The 19,311-nt window shown below is 38.9% G+C and carries 18 protein-coding genes and 1 pseudogene; 9 read left to right on the top strand and 10 right to left on the bottom strand.

The window, feature by feature from the left end:
• Positions 1 to 52: 52 nt before the first annotated feature.
• Complete coding sequence (locus RFW85_RS11610) at positions 53 to 799, top strand: sporulation protein (RefSeq protein WP_170247607.1); 747 nt, start codon at positions 53 to 55, stop codon at positions 797 to 799.
• Positions 800 to 833: 34 nt separating this feature from the next.
• Here the strand turns inward: RFW85_RS11610 and RFW85_RS11605 are convergent, their stop codons facing one another.
• Together RFW85_RS11605 and RFW85_RS11600 are read right to left on the bottom strand one after the other, a co-directional pair.
• Positions 834 to 1,697 (bottom strand): LysR family transcriptional regulator, encoded by an 864-nt coding sequence (locus RFW85_RS11605; RefSeq protein ID WP_017482003.1) that lies wholly within the window; start codon positions 1,695 to 1,697, stop codon positions 834 to 836.
• A gap of 115 nt (positions 1,698 to 1,812) precedes the next feature.
• Positions 1,813 to 2,067 (bottom strand): DUF2061 domain-containing protein, encoded by a 255-nt coding sequence (locus tag RFW85_RS11600; protein WP_017482004.1) that lies wholly within the window; start codon positions 2,065 to 2,067, stop codon positions 1,813 to 1,815.
• A gap of 237 nt (positions 2,068 to 2,304) precedes the next feature.
• On the opposite strand from RFW85_RS11600, the gene leuC reads away from it, so the two are divergent.
• The 4 genes from leuC (at position 2,305) to leuB (ending at position 6,203) form a co-directional block, all read left to right on the top strand.
• On the top strand, positions 2,305 to 3,723 hold the full coding sequence (gene leuC / locus RFW85_RS11595) for a 3-isopropylmalate dehydratase large subunit (protein ID WP_002115007.1): 1,419 nt from the start codon (positions 2,305 to 2,307) through the stop codon (positions 3,721 to 3,723).
• A gap of 18 nt (positions 3,724 to 3,741) precedes the next feature.
• On the top strand, positions 3,742 to 4,389 hold the full coding sequence (gene leuD / locus RFW85_RS11590; RefSeq protein ID WP_170247608.1) for a 3-isopropylmalate dehydratase small subunit: 648 nt from the start codon (positions 3,742 to 3,744) through the stop codon (positions 4,387 to 4,389).
• Between the two features lie 112 nt (positions 4,390 to 4,501).
• Positions 4,502 to 5,086, top strand: coding sequence for a hypothetical protein (locus RFW85_RS11585; protein WP_046811456.1), 585 nt, complete (start codon positions 4,502 to 4,504; stop codon positions 5,084 to 5,086).
• 37 nt (positions 5,087 to 5,123) lie between these two features.
• On the top strand, positions 5,124 to 6,203 hold the full coding sequence (gene leuB / locus RFW85_RS11580; RefSeq protein ID WP_151964032.1) for a 3-isopropylmalate dehydrogenase: 1,080 nt from the start codon (positions 5,124 to 5,126) through the stop codon (positions 6,201 to 6,203).
• Positions 6,204 to 6,255: 52 nt separating this feature from the next.
• Here the strand turns inward: leuB and RFW85_RS11575 are convergent, their stop codons facing one another.
• Positions 6,256 to 6,663, bottom strand: coding sequence for a hypothetical protein (locus RFW85_RS11575; RefSeq protein ID WP_170247609.1), 408 nt, complete (start codon positions 6,661 to 6,663; stop codon positions 6,256 to 6,258).
• A 173-nt stretch (positions 6,664 to 6,836) separates the two neighbouring features.
• Between RFW85_RS11575 and RFW85_RS11570 the strand changes: the two are divergent.
• A pseudogene (locus RFW85_RS11570) lies at positions 6,837 to 7,213 on the top strand (lysozyme inhibitor LprI family protein).
• Positions 7,214 to 7,264: 51 nt separating this feature from the next.
• On the opposite strand, the gene infA reads toward RFW85_RS11570, so the two are convergent.
• Positions 7,265 to 7,486 carry a translation initiation factor IF-1 gene (infA, locus tag RFW85_RS11565; protein WP_001284370.1) on the bottom strand — a complete coding sequence of 74 codons (222 nt, stop codon included), beginning with the start codon at positions 7,484 to 7,486 and terminating at the stop codon, positions 7,265 to 7,267.
• 263 nt (positions 7,487 to 7,749) lie between these two features.
• On the opposite strand from infA, the gene RFW85_RS11560 reads away from it, so the two are divergent.
• Positions 7,750 to 8,760, top strand: a complete 1,011-nt coding sequence (locus RFW85_RS11560) for an AraC family transcriptional regulator (RefSeq protein ID WP_170247700.1) — start codon at positions 7,750 to 7,752, stop codon at positions 8,758 to 8,760.
• A 26-nt stretch (positions 8,761 to 8,786) separates the two neighbouring features.
• On the opposite strand, the gene truA is transcribed toward RFW85_RS11560, so the two are convergent.
• The 5 genes from truA to asd all read right to left on the bottom strand — a co-directional run bounded on the left by truA (position 8,787) and on the right by asd (position 14,612).
• Positions 8,787 to 9,584 carry a tRNA pseudouridine(38-40) synthase TruA gene (truA, locus tag RFW85_RS11555; protein WP_170247610.1) on the bottom strand — a complete coding sequence of 266 codons (798 nt, stop codon included), beginning with the start codon at positions 9,582 to 9,584 and terminating at the stop codon, positions 8,787 to 8,789.
• Positions 9,585 to 9,598: 14 nt separating this feature from the next.
• The gene (locus RFW85_RS11550) at positions 9,599 to 10,570 is read right to left on the bottom strand and encodes an asparaginase (protein WP_170247611.1); all 972 of its coding nucleotides are present in this window, start codon (positions 10,568 to 10,570) and stop codon (positions 9,599 to 9,601) included.
• 59 nt (positions 10,571 to 10,629) lie between these two features.
• Positions 10,630 to 11,922, bottom strand: a complete 1,293-nt coding sequence (locus tag RFW85_RS11545; protein WP_171545188.1) for a hypothetical protein — start codon at positions 11,920 to 11,922, stop codon at positions 10,630 to 10,632.
• A gap of 61 nt (positions 11,923 to 11,983) precedes the next feature.
• Positions 11,984 to 13,345, bottom strand: a complete 1,362-nt coding sequence (locus RFW85_RS11540) for a FimV family protein (RefSeq protein WP_170247612.1) — start codon at positions 13,343 to 13,345, stop codon at positions 11,984 to 11,986.
• 148 nt (positions 13,346 to 13,493) lie between these two features.
• Positions 13,494 to 14,612, bottom strand: a complete 1,119-nt coding sequence (gene asd / locus RFW85_RS11535; protein WP_170247613.1) for an aspartate-semialdehyde dehydrogenase — start codon at positions 14,610 to 14,612, stop codon at positions 13,494 to 13,496.
• Between the two features lie 186 nt (positions 14,613 to 14,798).
• Between asd and RFW85_RS11530 the strand changes: the two genes are divergently transcribed.
• Positions 14,799 to 15,908 carry an endonuclease/exonuclease/phosphatase family protein gene (locus RFW85_RS11530; protein WP_170247614.1) on the top strand — a complete coding sequence of 370 codons (1,110 nt, stop codon included), beginning with the start codon at positions 14,799 to 14,801 and terminating at the stop codon, positions 15,906 to 15,908.
• Positions 15,909 to 16,607: 699 nt separating this feature from the next.
• Positions 16,608 to 17,894: a glutamate/aspartate:proton symporter GltP gene (gene gltP / locus RFW85_RS11525; protein WP_086265061.1), complete on the top strand. Its 1,287-nt coding sequence runs from the start codon at positions 16,608 to 16,610 to the stop codon at positions 17,892 to 17,894.
• Positions 17,895 to 17,949: 55 nt separating this feature from the next.
• Here the strand turns inward: gltP and RFW85_RS11520 are convergent, their stop codons facing one another.
• A complete protein-coding gene (locus RFW85_RS11520; protein ID WP_170247615.1) occupies positions 17,950 to 19,050 on the bottom strand; it encodes a glycosyltransferase family 4 protein in 1,101 nt (366 codons plus the stop codon).
• Positions 19,051 to 19,311: the final 261 nt, after the last annotated feature.

Raw genomic sequence — 19,311 nt, 5'->3', positions numbered from 1 at the left:
ATAAGCATGCTGCTACAGATGACAGGAAATAATTCGAAAGGTTAGAGAAAAAATGTTTAGTAAAATTATGTCTGGTTTGGGTCTTCAAGGTGTGACGGTAGAAACTGTTTTGCAGAACCCAAGCTTGCAAGCAGGTAGCACATTGCATGGGGAAATTAGCTTTAAAGGTGGATCGTCTGATAAAGAGATTAATGGTCTTTATTTGCAATTGGTGACGATGGCAGAAGTCGAATCTGGTGATCATGAGTTTAACCAACCTTTAGTTTTACAAGAGTGGTTAGTGAACTCTCGATTCCTCTTGCCAGCCCATCAAGCGCATTCTTTCCCTTTTAGTATTCAACTACCATTTGAGACACCGATTACAGAGGTTGCTTGTCGACGAAATGGTGCACGGGTTTGGATTCAAACCCATATGGATGTTGATTGGGGACTAGATGCGACTGATCGTGATTATCTAAAGGTTCTGCCAACTCTAGCCATGCAAATGTTTCTACAGGCTATGCAGCGATGTGGCTTCGTTCTATCGACAGTAGATGTAGAAAAAGGGCAGCTGACTGCGCGAAATTTTAGATCAACGATTGGTTGTTACCAAGAGCTTGAATTTGTCTCTTCACATATGTTTAGCGGATTTAATGAAGTTGAGGTATCTTTTGTTGCTGAATCTAATCAAACTCACGTTATGCTTGAAGTAGACCGCCATTTTCGATCAGATCAGCTATTAACGATGACGATTCCACATCATATGCTTGATGAAAACCAAATGGTGCAACAAATTCGAAGCCTCTTAAAGCTTGGATAAATTAAATTAGAGTAGATGCTTAAATGAGAGTCTTTTATGCATCCTGCATCATTTTAATTAACTCCTGCATGGCTCTAGATTGAGTACGTGCAGGATGCCAAACCATACCTAATTGACGATTCATCTCAACATTTAAATCAAGCTGCTGCATATCCTGATTCAACAGAGTTTTTGGTAAAACTGACCAACCTAAACCAATTGACACCAACATACGAATAGACTCAAGAGGGTTATTACTCATGGTGATTTTTGGTTTAAGTCCTTGTTTTTCAAACTCAGCTAAAGTGATTTGAGCAGTATAAGTTTGTGCAGCAGGTAATAAGCTTGGATATTCAATTAAATCTTGTAAGGTGAGATTCTTTTTTTGCGCCAACGGATGAAAAGGGGCAGCAACAAAAACTAAAGGATCATTCCAAATAGTAATGTAGTTAAGACGCTCATCTCCTGAAGGAGGAAGCGTTAAAAATGCTAGTTCTAAATCACCAGCCAATACTTGTTCATGGGCTTGCTCTGAGTCAACAAAATGCACATCTAGGGTAACTTGAGGAAATTGCTGAACAAAATGCTTAAGTGGTGCGGGTAAATGATGTAAACCAATATGGTGACTCGTACCGATTTTTAAGCGGCCTTGTACCTGAGTTTGTTCATGGCTCAGCGTATGGTGAATATCACCTAGCTCATTTAACCAGTTTTTAACTTTAGGAAGTAAGGAATGTGCAGCATGAGTTGCCTGAACACCTCGACCTGCAGATTCGAATAGTTTTACGCCAAAATATTCTTCTAAGCTGTGAATTCTTTTGGTAACAGCAGGTTGAGTAATAAATAACTGATCTGCTGCCACAGAGATAGACCCTGTTTCCATAACTTTTACAAAAGCTTCAAAGGCTGCAAGATTCATAATACAACTCAACTTGGAATAGAAAAATCGAGGGGCTAAAGTTGCCGAGCCAAAATCGTATCATGCTTGCAGCAAAACGAGTGAGAAAGTTGTGAATTACCGCACTAATCTTAGCCTAAGCCGTTGTTTCTTTTTCAGCTAAGGCTGATACGCGGCGATCTTTAGCAGCCCAAACTTTTTCATGGAAGAAAAAAGCAAAAGCTTGTACGGTTGGTTCAAGCATACTTAATGTTAAAGCCATCCAGATATTACCTGTTACAAAGTATGCGACTAGCATTGCGACAGTAATATGCATAATGTAATAGCTTAAGGTTTTCTTTAAGGTACGTTGATTATTTATAACGAATTTTTGGATATTAGCCATGATCATTCTCTTTAGCCACTTTAGATATTTTTAGTATAGGCATTAGAGTATAAGATTAAAAATTGATTATGCAAATGATAATCATTAACAAAAACGATTTATTAAATTTGATGTGCCTTATGGAAATTATAATTTATTCCAAAAAGTTTTCTAATTTATAAAAATGATAAATTAGATTTATGTGAAACTCTGGCTATAATCGAAGAAAGATCAGAATTACCCAGTCCAATGGAGCAAGACGACATGGCAGGCAAAACTTTATATGACAAATTGTGGGATGACCACGTTGTTTCACAGCGTGATGATGGCTCATGTTTACTATACATTGACCGTCATTTATTGCATGAAGTGACTAGTCCACAAGCATTTGAAGGGTTGCAACTTGCGGATCGTCAACCATGGCGTTTAAGTGCAAACGTTGCTACACCAGACCACAATGTTCCAACGTCTAAAAAGGAACGTGACCAAGGCATCGCAGGTATTGAAGATGATACATCTCGTATTCAAGTTCAAACCTTAGATGACAACTGTAAAGCCTTTAATATTGTTGAGTTTAGTATTAATGATATTCGTCAGGGGATTGTGCATGTAGTTGGGCCTGAACAGGGCTTAACTTTACCGGGCATGACGGTCGTATGTGGCGATTCACATACAGCGACTCACGGTGCTTTTGGTTGCTTGGCGCATGGTATTGGAACATCTGAAGTTGAACATGTGTTAGCAACACAATGTTTGATCCAGAAAAAATCTAAAAACATGTTAGTTCGTGTAGATGGCGTATTGGGTAAAGGCGTAACACCAAAAGATGTTGTGTTAGCCATTATCGGTAAAATTGGTACTGCTGGTGGTACGGGCTATGCAATCGAATTCGGTGGCCAAGTTTTCCGTGATATGTCGATTGAAGGGCGTATGACGGTATGTAACATGGCGATTGAAGCAGGTGCTCGTGTCGGTATGGTTGCAGTTGATGACAAAACTATTGAATACGTGAAAGGCCGTAGCTACGCACCAAAAGGCGAGCAATGGGAACAAGCAGTTGCTTACTGGAACACATTGCATTCAGATGAAGATGCTGTGTTTGATGCTGTAGTTGAGTTAAATGGCGCAGAAATTGAACCACAAGTATCTTGGGGAACTTCACCAGAAATGGTTATTCCAGTTACTGAAGCTGTACCAACTTTAGAACAAGCGAAAGATGACGTTCAACGTAATGATTGGACACGTGCTTATCAATATATGGGTTTAAATGCGGGTCAAGCATTAGCTGATATTCAGCTTGATCGTGTCTTTATTGGTTCTTGTACGAACTCTCGTATTGAAGACATCCGTGCTGCGGCTGAGGTGGTTAAGGGCCGTAAAGTGGCGTCTACCATTAAGCAAGCCATGATTGTTCCGGGTTCTGGTTTAGTCAAACAACAAGCTGAAAAAGAAGGCTTAGATAAAATCTTCTTGGAAGCAGGCTTTGAATGGCGTGAGCCGGGTTGTTCAATGTGTTTAGCAATGAATGCAGATAAGTTACAACCAGGTGAACACTGTGCATCGACATCAAACCGTAACTTTGAAGGCCGTCAAGGCAATGGTGGTCGCACTCACTTGGTGAGCCCGGCAATGGCAGCAGCGGCTGCAATCGCTGGTCACTTTGTTGATGTTCGTTCATTTTAATTCGGTCTGGAGCAAACCATGAAAGCTTATACAGTTGAACAAGGTATCGTTGCACCATTAGATCGTGCCAATGTTGATACAGATTTAATTATTCCAAAACAGTTTTTGAAATCAATCAAACGTACAGGTTTTGGCGACAACTTATTTGATGAACTTCGTTATTTAGATGAAGGCTATCCTGGGCAAGACAATTCAGTACGTCCAAAAAATCCAGATTTCGTTTTAAACCAACCACGTTACCAAGGAGCAACAGTTTTAATTGCTCGTACTAACTTTGGTTGTGGTTCAAGCCGTGAGCATGCACCTTGGGCATTAAATGAATATGGATTCCGTACGGTTATTGCACCAAGCTTTGCTGATATTTTCTTCAATAACTGTTTTAAAAACGGCATGTTACCTGTCATTTTGCCAGAAGAGACAGTTGAGCAGTTATTTAAAGAATGTGCTGCTAATGAGGGATATCAATTAACAATTGATTTAGCCGCTCAAGAAGTACGTACTCCAACAGGTGCAGCATTTAAATTCGAGGTAGATCCATTTCGTAAGCACTGCTTGTTAAATGGCTTGGATGATATTGGTTTAACGCTTCAAAATGCGGACGCAATTCGCGCTTATGAAGAAAAAACTAAACAAGTTCGTCCTTGGATATTCCAAGAGTTAAATTAACCTTTTGGTACATTTTAAACATAGCCATGGCGTAGCGTTCAAACTCTTGCTAACATGCTAAAGCATAAAAACACCTTAAAATTATGCACTAGATGAGGATTGGGCTTGAACAATGAAGAGGAACGTTACTCATAGCTTTTTGTTGAGCCTGTGCGCAATAACACTCAGTGCTTGTCAAAGCACTTACAATGTAGTGGATACTGTCCGTATTAAGCAGGCTGAACAAGAAAATTTGGGGCAGAATGCAACAATATATTGTTCGGGCGCGAAGAGTTGTGAATTTGAACGACTAAATGATATTACTGTGGTAGATGCACAAACACGAAGAATTAGTAATCAGGCAATTCATCAAGGGATTGTGAGATTACAAGGTTCAGTGCTTAGCCAAACTAACAGCTTATATTTATCTGTGCCTGCTAAACAATATGAAGTGGTGATCCGTTTCTATCCGATTTCTCCAGATCGGGCCGAAACAATCCATGTTATTCACCAGTTTAATGCCAACCATCGCTATACATTTAAAATGTACCGAGACAAAACTAACCGTTCCGGTAGTTTGCTGAATGTTTCTGTACCAGATCCGTTGTGTGTTGACTTAGAACAAGATGAGCGTGTTATTCGCCGTTTCTGTCGACCATTTAATGTGATAACAGGGCTAGGTGAATTCGTCGAACAGAAAAAACTAACCCCACGGTAGTTATAACGCTGCTTGTCTTTGAAAATGGAAAAAGTTCATGTCTAAACAGATTTTAATTTTAGCTGGTGATGGTATTGGTCCTGAAATTGTTGGGGCGGCAGAAAAAGTATTAAATACAGTAAATGAAAAATTTAATTTATCATTAACTTGGGAACATGGCTTATTAGGCGGCGCGGCAATTGATGCACATGGTGAACCATATCCAGCTGTAACAAGTGAACAAGCAAAAAAAGCTGATGCCATTTTATTAGGCGCCGTTGGTGGACCAAAATGGGACACCATTGAGCGCTCTATTCGTCCTGAACGTGGTCTTTTAAAAATTCGTAGTGAACTTAACTTGTTTGCTAACTTGCGCCCAGCGATTTTATATCCCCAATTAGCAGATGCTTCTAGCTTAAAGCCTGAAATTGTTGCTGGCTTAGATATTTTAATTGTCCGTGAATTGACTGGCGGTATCTATTTCGGTCAGCCACGTGGTATCCGTGAACTCGAAAACGGTGAAAAACAAGGGTATAACACTGACGTTTACTCTGAAAGCGAAATTAAGCGCATTGCGAAAGTGGCTTTTGAACTTGCAGGTTTACGTGGTGGTAAAGTTTGTTCGGTCGATAAAGCCAACGTTTTAGAAGTTACAGAACTTTGGAAGCAAACAGTTACTGATTTACAGCAAGCAAGTTATTCAAACATTCAGCTTTCACATATGTATGTCGACAATGCTGCAATGCAACTTGTACGTGCACCTAAACAGTTTGACGTGATCGTAACGGGTAACTTATTTGGCGATATCTTATCTGATGAAGCAGCAATGCTTACAGGTTCAATCGGTATGTTGCCATCTGCATCGTTAGATGAAAATGGTAAAGGTATGTATGAGCCTTGTCATGGTTCTGCGCCTGACATTGCGGGTCAAAATGTGGCTAACCCATTAGCAACTATTCTTTCTGTTGCAATGATGCTTCGTTATACCTTCCGTGAAGAAGCTGCTGCAAAAGCAATTGAAGATGCGGTAGGTCAAGTACTTGATCAAGGCTTGCGTACAGCAGATATTATGTCTGAAGGCATGACAAAAGTAGGTACAGCTGAAATGGGTGAGGCTGTTGTAGCTGCTCTTGCTTAAAAGCTTATTACAAAAAACGCAGCTCAATGCTGCGTTTTTTTGTGCCTATGTTTTAGCATGCTTTACCTTCATATTGAATAGACTCAGCAATATCATTCTTCAGCTGAAAAATAACTTTGCAGTTGAAATTTAAATCGTAAGAATTACCACCCAGATTACCTGATTGTATAGCGACAGAATTACCTCTCATGTCGACATTAGTCACCATCGGGATTGGAATGTTTAATGGCCGTAAAATCGTATAGATGAGCTGATTGGATGTTTTTTGCGGAGTATCGGCGACTTGAAAACCAAGACTACGTAGATTGATATCTTGTTGAATGGTCGCCGAGGATTTACCTAAAAAGCCTTTTAAATATTCCTGTAAATCTACGGATTGACGTGGGTGGTTAGCACAACCATTAAGACAAATAATGATGAAAGATAATAAGCCAATTTGGCAGCGGGTATATATGTTCATTTTTCTCACTATATAAAATTATATTTATTGTTATAGGACGGTAGGTTAGATTGACTAGCTTGTAAAGAAAAAAAGTAAGATCAAGATAAATGGAGAAAGAATAAGTTTATTTAGGGATTCATACTAATATTCAAAAGGCTTTATAATTATTTTGTAAAAAACTTAAGGAAAACATGATTAAAAAAATACTTTTTGCATTTTTATGCAGCTTCGGAATGACTGCAGTGTATGCAGATAACTGTGATAGTGCCCGAAACACTTATGATGATATTTACTGTACAAATAAAATTTATGCGAGTGCTGATGCAGATCTGAATAAGAACTATCAAGCACTGCGAGTAAAGTTAAACACAGCGCAGAAAAATATTCTTAAGAAGTCTCAGCTTGCATGGATACGTCAACGTGACGCAGAGTGTACAGATATTCAAATAGAAATAGTGTAGACGTGCAATGTCGTTTACAGACAACGCAAGAAAGAAACCATTGGCTGCAAGAAAGATTGCGTGAATGCCAAACGGTAGGATGTAAAACCAGTCGCTTAAATGAATAAATGACGCAATAAAAAAGCCACATCATGAAGTGGCTTTTTTGCATTCACTAATTAGCGAGCACGGTACGTAATACGACCTTTAGTTAAGTCGTATGGAGTCATTTCGACTTTTACACTGTCACCAGTAAGAATACGAATATAGTGTTTACGCATTTTACCAGAAATGTGTGCAATAACTTCGTGACCGTTTTCAAGACGTACACGGAACATCGTATTAGGAAGCGTTTCGGTGACAACGCCTTCGAACTCAATGAGTTCCTCTTTATTGGCCATAGCCTACCTGATGATCAAATTGGAAAGGCGCAAATTATAGTCAATTTTTTTAAAAAAAACAAGATAGACACACTTCTGCTAAAGCATCTGGTTAAAGTATGACTAATAAAAAAAGATGTAATTTTTTTCACAAAAGAAGTGTAATTCTGTTGTCAGTTTGGTCAATCAACGCTAATCTAAAATCATAGTTATTAGGGACTGTTAATTGCATAAAGGTCAACAACCCTAAATATCAATGAAGTATCTACATGGAAGGGCACTGCGTGGGTCAGCTAACAGATGCATCAGTTGTATTACGCTTTGGCTATCAAGCGATTCGTCGTGCGGGTTTGCCAACAGAAGAAATATTAACCAAAGCGGGAGTTGCTTTAAATCAGGTCGATACCAATGCACGTACACCGTTAAGTGCACAGTACGCCTTTTGGACTGCCGCTCAGGAAGTCAGTAAAGATCCAGATATCGGTCTGCATTTAGGTGAACATTTGCCTTTGTATCGAGGGCAGGTGATTGAACATTTATTTATTAGTAGTGAAACCTTTGGCGAAGGCTTAAAACGAGCCTTAGCTTATCAACGTCTCATTAGTGATGCATTTGATGCAAAACTAGTAGTGGAAGATGGTCGTTGTTATTTAACCAATGGCGAACAGATTGGTGCTGACAATCTCGTTAATCGCCATTTCTCTGAATGTGCAATTTCGGGCGTGCTTAGATTTTTTAAGTTCATTACTGAAGGGCAATTTCATCCTATCTTCATCGATTTTAATTTTAGCGAAGGAGCTTCTGAGGATGAATATTTCCGTGTATTTGGCTGCCCGGTTAGCTTAGGTCAGAAAGAGACACGTTTATATTTTGACCCAGCTATTTTGGATTTCCAGCTTTGGCAGGCAGAGCCTGAGTTATTACAATTGCATGAGCAGCTCGCAATTGAAAAATTGCAGGAATTGGCTCGTTATGATCTGGTGGGTGAAGTTCGCCGTGCGATTGGTTCAACGCTTGAAAGCGGAGAAACAACATTAGAGACGGTTGCTGCCCAGTTGAATATTACACCGCGTCGTTTACGGACGCAGTTAAGTGAAGCAAATACCAGCTTCCAGCAAATACTTTCTGACTATCGTTGTCGTTTAGCTAAAAAGCTTCTAGCAAATACCAATGAGAGTGTTGAACGTATTGTGTATTTAACAGGTTTCTCTGAACCAAGTACGTTCTATCGTGCATTTAAGCGTTGGACGAATGAAACACCTGTGGAATACCGCAAGCGTAAACAGCATCGCTAGATAAGTATATGTAAAGTTGGCTAAGCTTACTCAGGTAAGTTTAGCCAATGTGGCCCAAGTGGTGGCTGCGGCAAATCAAACTGCTCAGGATAATTACACTGAATAAAATAAAGGCCATCGGGTGGAGCAGTTACCCCAGCTGCCTTACGATCCTGCGCTGCAAACATTGCATCGATATGATCAATCTCATACATACCTTGACCAATTTCGAGTAAGCAACCGACAATATTACGCACCATATGGTGTAAAAAACCGTCTGCTTGAATATCTAACACCAAATAGCGACCATGTTCAAATAGACGGCAATGCGTTACATGTCGTACAGGCTTATTGGACTGACATGCTGCTGCGCGAAAAGTTTCAAAGTTATGCGTTCCTTCAAATTTACTGGCAGCTTCAATCATCTTTTGCACATCTAGCTTTTGGTAAATGTGCGTAACTTGCTTGTGTAATAGTGCTGGGCGATGAGGTGCGTTATAGATGATATAGCGGTAACGTCGAGCAGTCGCTTTAAAGCGGGCATGAAAACTTTCATCCATCAGTTTAATCCACTGAATGGAAATATCTTTAGGTAGTTGGCTATTTGCCCCTCTTAACCACCCCGTTTCTGGACGAATGGCATTCGTATCGAAATGTGCCACCATGTTGGTTGCGTGTACTCCCGCATCAGTACGGCCCGCACCGTGAAGTGCAATGGGCTCATCTGCAATTTTACTCAGTACACGCTCGATCGTTTCTTGAACGCTGGCAACGCCTGGCTGTTGTGTTTGCCAACCTCGGTATTGAACTCCGCTAAATTCAATACCGACCGCATAACGTTGCATAGCTTTACCTCTATTTAATGCAAATTTTCATTCCAATGGCTTAGCCATTGTTCTGGGGTTGGGTATTTTAAATAGATTTGAAGTGCTTTTGCATAAAGATCTGCATGACTATGTGCATCACTAATGACAATTTTTGCAGTTTTAGCCCAGGCACTAATCGCATAACGTTGATCAATACCACCGAATGTCACCTGAGTCGTAAGAATCGGAACGCAGCCACGTGTGTAAAGCTCATCTAATGTTGCGAGTAATTCTTGGTTTACTGCAATATTGCCAGTACCAAAACCTTGTAACACTAAAAAGTGTGGTGGGGCAGGAAGTAAGTGACGTAATTGCTGTACTAAGTGCTGTGTTGCAATCGGTTGCATCATCCAGTTTAAAATCTGGAAGGAAGCAGCTCGTTCAATTTGAGCATCTTGTACGATCAATTCATTTTGCTGAGGTGTAAACTCAGCTTCACTACTTAACCCTGAGAATGCATCGAGTTCAGTCGTATGCGTTTTTAATGCAGTTTGCGCATGGAATACTTGATGATGGAATGCGAGATAAGCTCCTACAGGTAGAACAATCACTTGTTCTAATGCAAGATATAAGTTTTCAATTGCATCCGTAAATTCACGGGTATTATCACCTTGAATATTAAGTAACGGATATTGGCTACCGGTAATCACAATATGACAGCTTTGGCCTAAAAAGCGAGCTAAGGTTGCAGCCGCATAACTGAGCGTGTCTGTACCATGAATAACAACGAAATGCTGGTAACCTTCAAGTTGTAGTTGTTGTATGCGTTGAATCAGGCGTAACCAGTCAGGTGCCGTACATGCACTGCTATCAACAATATTGGGTGCGGCAAAGCAGTCAACTGTTAAGTGTGGGGGAATCACTTTTTCAAGTTGAGGCAAGAATTGCTCATAAGGCATAGGAGCTAGAGGTTCACCAATGCAACCAAAAGTACCACCCATATAAAATAAGGCTATTTTTTTCATATTTTTTGCAGGCATAAAAAAGCAGTCATCTCTGACTGCTTATGGTAAATCGAACAGTTCTAAGAAGCTATGAGATTAAGTAAGTTTTTCGCGCGTTGTTGTTGTTCTGTGTTGAATTTTTGCTCATTGCTTGCCAATAAGGCTTGGGCTGATGGGTAAGCACCTAACTTGATATATTGCTCAGCCAGTTTTAAATCGAGTTCATTTTCATCTAACTGTTTTAACTCTGGAAAGGCTTCAAGAAGTGGATCTTTTATCTGATCTTGAACAGACTCTTTGCTTACTAAATCTATATGATTTTGAGTTTCAATCTCTGGTGCTATAACTAACGCAGACTCATCTAATGAGAACTCTAGAGGTGCGATTGGTGTCGTTTCTAATGGAGTTTGTTCTACTAATTTAAGTCCATCTAATGGTGGAACTTGTTCATTAGATTTCGACTCTGTATTTGGCGGATTTAATTCAAGATTAAAATCTAATGTATTGGCGTTATTCTCTTGATTTGCTGGTACTTCTACTACTTGAGTTTTTTCCTTAGTTTCATATAAAGGTGCCAAGTCAAAAGAAAACTCTAAATCAGCTAGATCGTTTTTTTCTTGAGATGACGATAAATCTAGTACTTCTTGCGATGTTGATAATTCTGGTTCGTGTACAGGTTGGCTAGTATTTTCTGTAACTGCAGTTTGTTCAAATGAAAAGTTAAATTCTAAAGGTTCAACTTCAACAGTAGGTTCTTGTTTTACAGGTGTATAGTCTTTCTGCAAGTCATCAAAAGAAGTTTCAGGAGAACTTGTTGTTAACTGATCAAACTGAGCAGTTGTGTCTGGAGTATCTTTGGGTTCTTCATATGTTTTAGCTTGAGGAAAATCAATAGCATCGGGTTGTCTTGATGACTCATATTCTTTTTTTCTAGCTTCTGCTTGAGTAGCTATTTCATTTAATGCCAAGCTGCGAATATGACTAACAAGTTGCTGAATCGCAAATTCATCTTTTTGAGCAATATGAATCTCAAGAAGTAATAAATACAGTTCATGTTGGGTATTATCTTTTTTCAGCGCTTGATTGACTTGAGCTTCAGCGGCTGAGAATTGTCTTTCTCGAATGAGCTGTAGAATGGTTTGACGTAAAACTTCTGGTACAGGATTACTTTGTGGAAGAGCGGGAGCCGCTTCTTCAACCACATTTACTTTACTCTTTTCACGCGAGTTTTTATTCGATTTAGCATTCGCTTTTTTATTACTTTTTCTATTTACCGTCTTCGGGGAAGTGGCCTCTTGTTTTTGATTATTCTCGCGCTTTTTTAAAACAACAGCGACCACGAGCAATATGATAAACGGAATCACATATAACATTACTTTCCCCTTAAAAAAATAAATATTTGCAATATTAAAGTCAGCTAACTCTGGTTTTAACTTAATGTTTTTGCTTATGAGCCTGTTGCTGTGCTTGTAACTGCTGTTGTAACTCTGCTAAACGCGCATTCAAAAGTTGAATACGTTGGTCTTTTAAACGTAAAGTTTGATTTAGTTTGGTTACATTCCTTTGTAATGTAACGGTTTTTTCTCTTGTTGTCATAACTTTTACTGCTAACTCAGTATTGTTTTGACTTTGTTGTGTGCTCTTTTTAGCACTCCCATGGCTAGAATTTTGGCTGTTTTCAGCCACGATACTCATTTCCGCTTGTTGTAAACGGTATTTGGTTTTGCCAGAAGTTGATTTTGCAGTATGTGCGATATCTGATTTTGACTTGTTTTGCTGAGGTTTGGCAGTAGGAGAGTGAGTTAGGTTAAGGGCGACTCCCTGACGTAAACGGTTTACATCACCTTGAATAAAAGCATGTCGGTTTTGTGTTTGAATATCATGCATGACTTTCGCAACAGGTTGTTTTGTTTTTGCTGCAATACGATTGGCAATGCTCCATAAAGACTCATTTCGCTGTACCACATATTTACCTGATGATGCTGGTCCTTTGTAGGAACTTAACGATTGTTTCTTCGCAGGATTTTGGTTGAGAGTCTTTTTAGATGGTGATTTCTTTTGCGATATTAGATTCTTGATAGGAGTTTTGGGTGAATCATTTGTATCTGTCTTAGGAGGAGTCGATTTAATTTGATTTTCTATTACTGTCTGATTAGGAGCAGTAGCTGTTGCAACTTGTTGAGTAATCTGAGTGGAAGTGTTTTCACTAAGCGTGTTAGATGAATTTGTATTTATAGCTGGAGCAGTTCCAGAACTAATATTAAGGCTATGTTCATTATTCGAATTATTTGTAGTTAAGGCAGAAGTTGGTGATGCATATCGAGTACTTTCTGGCAGATTTAGAGCAATGTCTTTTTCATTGACAATAAACTGAGGTGATAAAGTAGTTTCGTTATTTTCAGTCTTTTTTATAGAAGAAGGCTTAATTAAAGTTTTAATATGCTGCAAACGTGTGGCAGAACCTTCACTAATTTTCACCACAATATTGAGTTCAGGATCAAGAATAGGGCGAGATGAGGTAATAACAATAACCCCTGAACCTTGACCGTTTTGGCGTGTATAAAAATTAAGATTTCCTGGAGGCTGATGAGACACACCTAGAGTACTTAAATCTTCAGGAGTTGCTAAACTGACTTGTAAAGTTGCGTTAGGGTCAGCTTTTTGGAAATTCATTTCTGCATATAACAAATCGCCAGGTGCGGACTGAATTTGTATAGGGTCTAATGTAATCGCATAAAGAGAAGGCGAAGACATAATGGTGAAAATGGCAATTTTTAATTTGTTATAAACAGTCATCTCAATCCATGACCTAATAAGTCGTAAAGTCGTTCAAAATTATACAATAATGAAATGTAAATAAATTGTAAAATTTTCACAAACCAGTTACGAAAAAGCCGATCTAATGTGATCGGCTTTTTATTTTGACTGAATAATTCAAATCAAATTATGAGCTTTTGTATTCTACTAAGATGCGTAACATACGACGTAAAGGCTCAGCAGCACCCCAAAGTAACTGGTCACCCACTGTAAATGCACCTAGATATTCTTTACCCATGTTGAGTTTACGTAGACGACCTACAGGCACAGTTAAAGTACCAGTTACAGCAACAGGTGTAAGGTCAGTCATAGACGCTTCACGAGTGTTTGGTACAACTTTCGCCCATTGACTTGAAGTACGAATCATATCTTCGATTTCATCAAGTGGTACATCTTTTTTCAACTTGATTGTCAGTGCTTGAGAATGGCAACGCATCGCACCAATACGGACACAATGGCCGTCGATAGGAACAATTTGTGAGTTACCCAAGATCTTGTTGGTTTCAACTTGACCTTTCCACTCTTCTTTTGACTGACCGCTTTCAAGTTGCTTATCAATATAAGGAATCAATGAACCAGCTAATGGCACACCAAAGTTTGCAGATGGGAAACCTTCACCACGTTGTAACTCGGCAACTTGACGATCAATATCCAAAATTGCAGATTTAGGATCATCCAACAATGTTTTAGTATTGTTGTATAAATAGCCCATACCAGTTAGTAGCTCACGCATGTTTTGTGCGCCAGCGCCTGATGCTGCTTGATAAGTCATAGCAGTCATCCACTCCACCAAATTATTTTGGAAAAGTGAACCTACACCCATCAACATAAGTGATACTGTACAGTTACCACCTACGAAAGTTTTGGTACCGTTAACCAAACCATCTTTGATGACGTTAAGGTTTACTGGGTCAAGAACGATGATTGCATCATCTGACATACGTAAAGTTGAAGCTGCGTCAATCCAGTAACCATCCCAACCAGTCGCTTTTAACTGTGGGAAAACCTCAGACGTATAGTCACCACCTTGACAGGTAATAATGACATCCATTTGCTTCAGACTATTAATGTCTGTAGCTTCCATAAGTGCTGGGGCAGTCTTACCACCAAATGAAGGAGCTTCACCACCTGCATTACTGGTAGAGAAATAAAATGGCTCAATATGAGCAAGATCATTCTCTTCAACCATACGTTGCATAAGGACGGAACCGACCATCCCGCGCCAACCGACCAGACCTACTTTCATGTCATTTTGCCTCGGTGCGTTAAAATTGTTAGGGGGAGTTGAGTGTATCAAAAGTGTCCACAACTGCAAGCGTTACAGAAACAAAACACCATCTTTATTGAGTAGAATATCTTGTTTATGTTACATACAAAATTGATAAAGATGACAAAACTTTAAAAAACAAATCATCTTAAAAGAGAAAATTCAATGATTTATATCGAAGTTCTAGCTAGTCTGGTGATTTGGTTGAGTTTCTGGTCACTTATTCCTCGTGATGAGTGGTGGTTTCGTGGTGCCGACTTCCCTCGGTTGCAGATTTTATTTGTTGGTCTGTTAGCCTTTGTAGGCATGTTGTTTTGGCCCACCGAATGGAATCTCTGGCGTGAAGTAGTGCTGGCTGTGCTCATCGCTGCCATTGCCTACCAGCTTAAAATGATTTTGCCTTATACCTTGTTTTGGAAAAAACAGGTTAAACAGGTAAAGCAGTCTCAATTAGATCCACAAAAGCAGATTTCATTAATCGTTTCAAATGTTCTAACCCCAAATGATAAATATCATTTATTGCTTGAACAGATCAGCGCATTAAAACCTGATTTATTACTTACCCTAGAAAGTGATAAGACATGGGAAAATGCGTTAAGGGAGATTGAAAGTGACTATCCTTATCGTGTTCCTGTGCCTTTAGATAATCTATACGGCATGCATTTATATAGTCGACTGCCTTTATCAAATACTGAAGTTAAATTTATTCTCAGTGATGAAATTCCCTCTATACATACCACTGTTACTTTGAGATCTGGTATGCCTGTTCAACTCTATTGTTTGCATCCTAAGCCACCTAGTCCGACTGAGGCGAAGGATTCGACTTTACGCGATGCAGAGCTTTTAATTGTTGGTGATCAAATTAAAGATCTAGATGAAAGCTGTATTGTGATGGGAGATTTAAACGATGTAGCATGGTCGCGTACTACGCGTTTATTTCAACGAATTAGTGGATTACTTGATCCGCGTGTTGGGCGACATTTCATTAATACTTTTCATGCAGATTATCCATTGCTGCGCTGGTCTTTAGACCATATTTTTCATAGTACCGATTTCGGTTTGGTGAAGATGCAACGTTTGCCTCATATTGGATCTGATCATTTTCCTGTCTATGTGGTTTTACAGACTGGTCGTATATTTGAGCATATACAAGAGGAACTGGAGCAAACTCAAGATGATGAAGAAGAGGCGCAAAGAGCCATCCAAGAAGGAATTGCAAAGGCTGAAGCTGAAGAAAAAGTAGTGACTGATAAAATTGCACAGCCTTATAAATAAAAAAGAATATAAAAAATGATGTAAGCAATATCGTACAAAGATTTGAGTCTAGGGCGAATAGGCAGAGGGTTATAAAAACCTTATTCTACATTCATCGGCACACGGAACCGGGAATGGATAATCCCACGTAAGGATACACAAAGCTGATATGGAATAGCATCACGGATCAGATGTTGGAACGGAAACGATAAAAATAACTATTAACCTGAAAGCACAACCTCATTTACCCGAGTTTTGCAGGACGCAGAACTCGGGTTGATATTTTTATATCCCTTATTTAATTCTGTGTAAATAAAATAAATATTTTTAAGCTAATCTTAATGTTTAAATCTATTTAATAATCAATAAATATCCATGTGTTTTTGTATAAATCTCAGCAATTTCCAATGAAAAAAAATATAAAAATTTTTTTTATTAAGTTTTTGTTTTTATAGAATATTAATGAATAAACATAGGCTTTGATCTATTTAAAGATAAATTCGACTTGTTTAATTAATAAATCTCAATAGAATGTGCCGATCGTTGACATGTTGGATCGTCAACAGGCATTGTTTTTTACTTCGCCGGATCGGCGGGTTGTGATTTGTTTGTGCATTTAAATTTCTGTTTGGGAATTAGTGTACATATTGAGGTTTGACTCTTAGTTAGTGGTCTTCTCCCTCTCATATTTGATACTTTGCGGTGCATAAGGATTGTCTTATGAAGAATTTTAAATTTAGCCTTGCTTGGCAAATTTTAATTGCTTTAATCCTAGGGATAGTTGTCGGGGCTGTTTTACATAACCAGCCTGAAATCAGAGACAGTATTGTGAATAATGTTCTTGCCCCTCTTGGTAAGATATTTATTAGCCTGATTAAAATGATTGTTATTCCAATCGTTTTCTCTACCTTGATTTTAGGTATTGCAGGTGTTGGCAGTACGAAAAGTTTAGGGCGACTTGGTTTTAAAACCATTCTCTATTTTGAAATTATTACGACGATTGCTATTTTAGTTGGTTTGTTTGCGGCAAATATCTTCCATCCTGGTTCAGGCATTGATATGTCTCAGCTAGTTCAAACAGATATTTCTCAATATAAACATACAACTGAAGAAGTTCAGTCACAGTCACATGGTCTTATTCAAACAATATTATCGCTCATCCCAACGAACATTATTAGTTCAATGGCACATGGCGAAATGTTACCTGTGATTTTCTTTGCTGTATTATTCGGTATTGGTTTATCTTCTTTACCAGCAACCACTAAAGACCCATTGTTAAATGTATTTCATGCAGTTTCAGAAACGATGTTCCGCGTAACGCACATCATCATGAAATATGCGCCAGTGGGTGTGTTCGGTTTAATTGCGGTAACTGTTGCAAACTTCGGTTTCGCTTCTCTCATTCCATTGGGTAAATTAGTTGTATTAGTTTACGGCGCAATTTTCTTCTTTGCGTTTGTTGTGCTTGGTTTAACTGCAAAAATGTTTGGAATCAATATCTTTATCTTATTTAAGATTTTAAAAGATGAATTGATTTTGGCATTTTCAACGGCAAGCTCGGAAACAGTTTTACCGCGTATTATGCAAAAAATGGAAGCTTACGGTGCGCCTAAAGCAATTTCCAGCTTTGTGATTCCAACTGGTTATTCATTTAACCTTGATGGTTCTACGCTTTACCAAAGTATCGCGGCAATCTTTATTGCACAGCTTTACGGTATTGAAATGTCAATCAGCCAACAAGTTATTTTGGTTGTAACATTAATGATTACTTCTAAAGGTATTGCGGGTGTTCCTGGCGTATCATTTGTTGTGTTATTAGCGACATTGGGTAGTGTTGGTATTCCTGTAGAAGGCTTGGCATTTATTGCTGGTGTTGACCGTATTATGGATATGGCTCGTACTGCGTTGAACGTTGTTGGTAACGCGCTTGCTGTACTTGTAATTAGTAAATGGGAAAAACAATACGACTCTGAAAAAGCTGCCGCTTATGAAGCATCTCTTAAATAAGAGAGAGGTTTTTTAGTCGAAAAAACCCGCGAAAATCGCGGGTTTTTTTATTGGGTTATTTTAAGACGCGTTGATATAGATCCAGTGTTTGGTCACACATGTCTTTCAAACTAAACATGGTAACAGGGGCAACGATTTGAGGTTGTTCAATATGATTTTTTACAGTCTCTACTAAAGCTTTTTCATTCTCTGCCTCAACAAGACCTTGCGGATATACATTCGTTAAAATCTCGGCAACACCTCCACGGTTCCAGCCAATCACTGGCGTACCGACTGAAAGCGCTTCTAAGGCTGTTCTACCGAATGTTTCTGCTTGGTTGGATAGAGAGAGAACTATATCGCTAAAAGCAAGCCATTCCCGAATATCTGAGCGATGGCCTACGAAGGTAATTTTATCTGTGAGCCCTTTGCTTTGAATAGTCTTTTGCAATTCACTTAAGTAGGCTTGCTTTTTGGCATCAGCACCACCAACAACAACCGCATGTAACTGAGGATATTGCGACTGAAGTTGTTGAATCAGTTCAATTAAACTTTCATGACCTTTTAAGCGTGTAATACGACCAGGTAAGCAAAGTAAAAACTTATTTTCAAGCTCAGGAAAGTCATTAAAAACTTGATTAAACCACTGTGCTGATGGCTGGTAATTATGTGGAAAAGCAGTTGGGTCAATGCCTCGATAAATTCGCACAATATCTTGCGGTGGGCAGTTTTTATAATGGTCAGTGATGTATTTAACCACGCTGTCAGAAACGGCAATCACTTTTTCAGCTTGAGTCATAATCGCACTATAACGATTAACTGAATAGAAACCATGTACAGTGCTAATGAGGTGAGGGCGTTTGTTTGCAGGTATTTTTCTTAAGGCAAAGTGAGTAAGCCAAGCTGGGACACGTGAGCGCACATGAACAATATCGGGTTGATGCTGTTCAATCAGCTTGCGTAAAGGACGGATTTGCCACAAGCTCGACAATGATTTTTTATGAATAGGTAGCGTTAAGTGAGTAGAACCTTCAGCTTCGAGCTGGGACACAAGTCTTCCACCATCTGAAACAACTAGAGACTGATGACCTTGTGCAATCAGTGCACGTGCAATTTCCAGTGTGCCGCGTTCTACGCCACCGCTATTGAGTTCTGGGAGAAGTTGCATCACTTTCATTGTTTTTTGCCTTATACATTCATAAAAGATGGACCATCCACAGATACATCATTTCAAACTAAATCATTATCCGGAATTTACTATCGTGCTAGCGACATGGATGTCGCTGTTTCGCTGTGTTACAAGGAAGTAACATCAGTGAAACAAAGGATTTTGCTTACTTTTTATCCTTGAAAAGTAAGGCTGCCTATTCGATAGTATTTGAATTTCACTTTAAATTGAGGCAGTACTTACTATCAATTTAAAATTATCACAGCTTTA

Source organism: Acinetobacter sp. 12966 (genome assembly GCF_031196995.1).
Classification (GTDB): domain Bacteria; phylum Pseudomonadota; class Gammaproteobacteria; order Pseudomonadales; family Moraxellaceae; genus Acinetobacter; species Acinetobacter geminorum.
This window is presented reverse-complemented; position numbering and strand designations above follow the sequence as displayed.

Coding starts and splice junctions, on each gene's coding strand:
- RFW85_RS11610 (WP_170247607.1), top strand. CDS start 53: ATGTTTAGTAAAATTATGTCTGGTTTGGGTCTTCAAGGTGTGACGGTA.
- RFW85_RS11605 (WP_017482003.1), bottom strand. CDS start 1,697: ATGAATCTTGCAGCCTTTGAAGCTTTTGTAAAAGTTATGGAAACAGGG.
- RFW85_RS11600 (WP_017482004.1), bottom strand. CDS start 2,067: ATGATCATGGCTAATATCCAAAAATTCGTTATAAATAATCAACGTACC.
- leuC (WP_002115007.1), top strand. CDS start 2,305: ATGGCAGGCAAAACTTTATATGACAAATTGTGGGATGACCACGTTGTT.
- leuD (WP_170247608.1), top strand. CDS start 3,742: ATGAAAGCTTATACAGTTGAACAAGGTATCGTTGCACCATTAGATCGT.
- RFW85_RS11585 (WP_046811456.1), top strand. CDS start 4,502: ATGAAGAGGAACGTTACTCATAGCTTTTTGTTGAGCCTGTGCGCAATA.
- leuB (WP_151964032.1), top strand. CDS start 5,124: ATGTCTAAACAGATTTTAATTTTAGCTGGTGATGGTATTGGTCCTGAA.
- RFW85_RS11575 (WP_170247609.1), bottom strand. CDS start 6,663: ATGAACATATATACCCGCTGCCAAATTGGCTTATTATCTTTCATCATT.
- infA (WP_001284370.1), bottom strand. CDS start 7,486: ATGGCCAATAAAGAGGAACTCATTGAGTTCGAAGGCGTTGTCACCGAA.
- truA (WP_170247610.1), bottom strand. CDS start 9,584: ATGCAACGTTATGCGGTCGGTATTGAATTTAGCGGAGTTCAATACCGA.
- RFW85_RS11550 (WP_170247611.1), bottom strand. CDS start 10,570: ATGAAAAAAATAGCCTTATTTTATATGGGTGGTACTTTTGGTTGCATT.
- RFW85_RS11545 (WP_171545188.1), bottom strand. CDS start 11,922: ATGTTATATGTGATTCCGTTTATCATATTGCTCGTGGTCGCTGTTGTT.
- RFW85_RS11540 (WP_170247612.1), bottom strand. CDS start 13,345: ATGACTGTTTATAACAAATTAAAAATTGCCATTTTCACCATTATGTCT.
- asd (WP_170247613.1), bottom strand. CDS start 14,612: ATGAAAGTAGGTCTGGTCGGTTGGCGCGGGATGGTCGGTTCCGTCCTT.
- RFW85_RS11530 (WP_170247614.1), top strand. CDS start 14,799: ATGATTTATATCGAAGTTCTAGCTAGTCTGGTGATTTGGTTGAGTTTC.
- gltP (WP_086265061.1), top strand. CDS start 16,608: ATGAAGAATTTTAAATTTAGCCTTGCTTGGCAAATTTTAATTGCTTTA.
- RFW85_RS11520 (WP_170247615.1), bottom strand. CDS start 19,050: ATGAAAGTGATGCAACTTCTCCCAGAACTCAATAGCGGTGGCGTAGAA.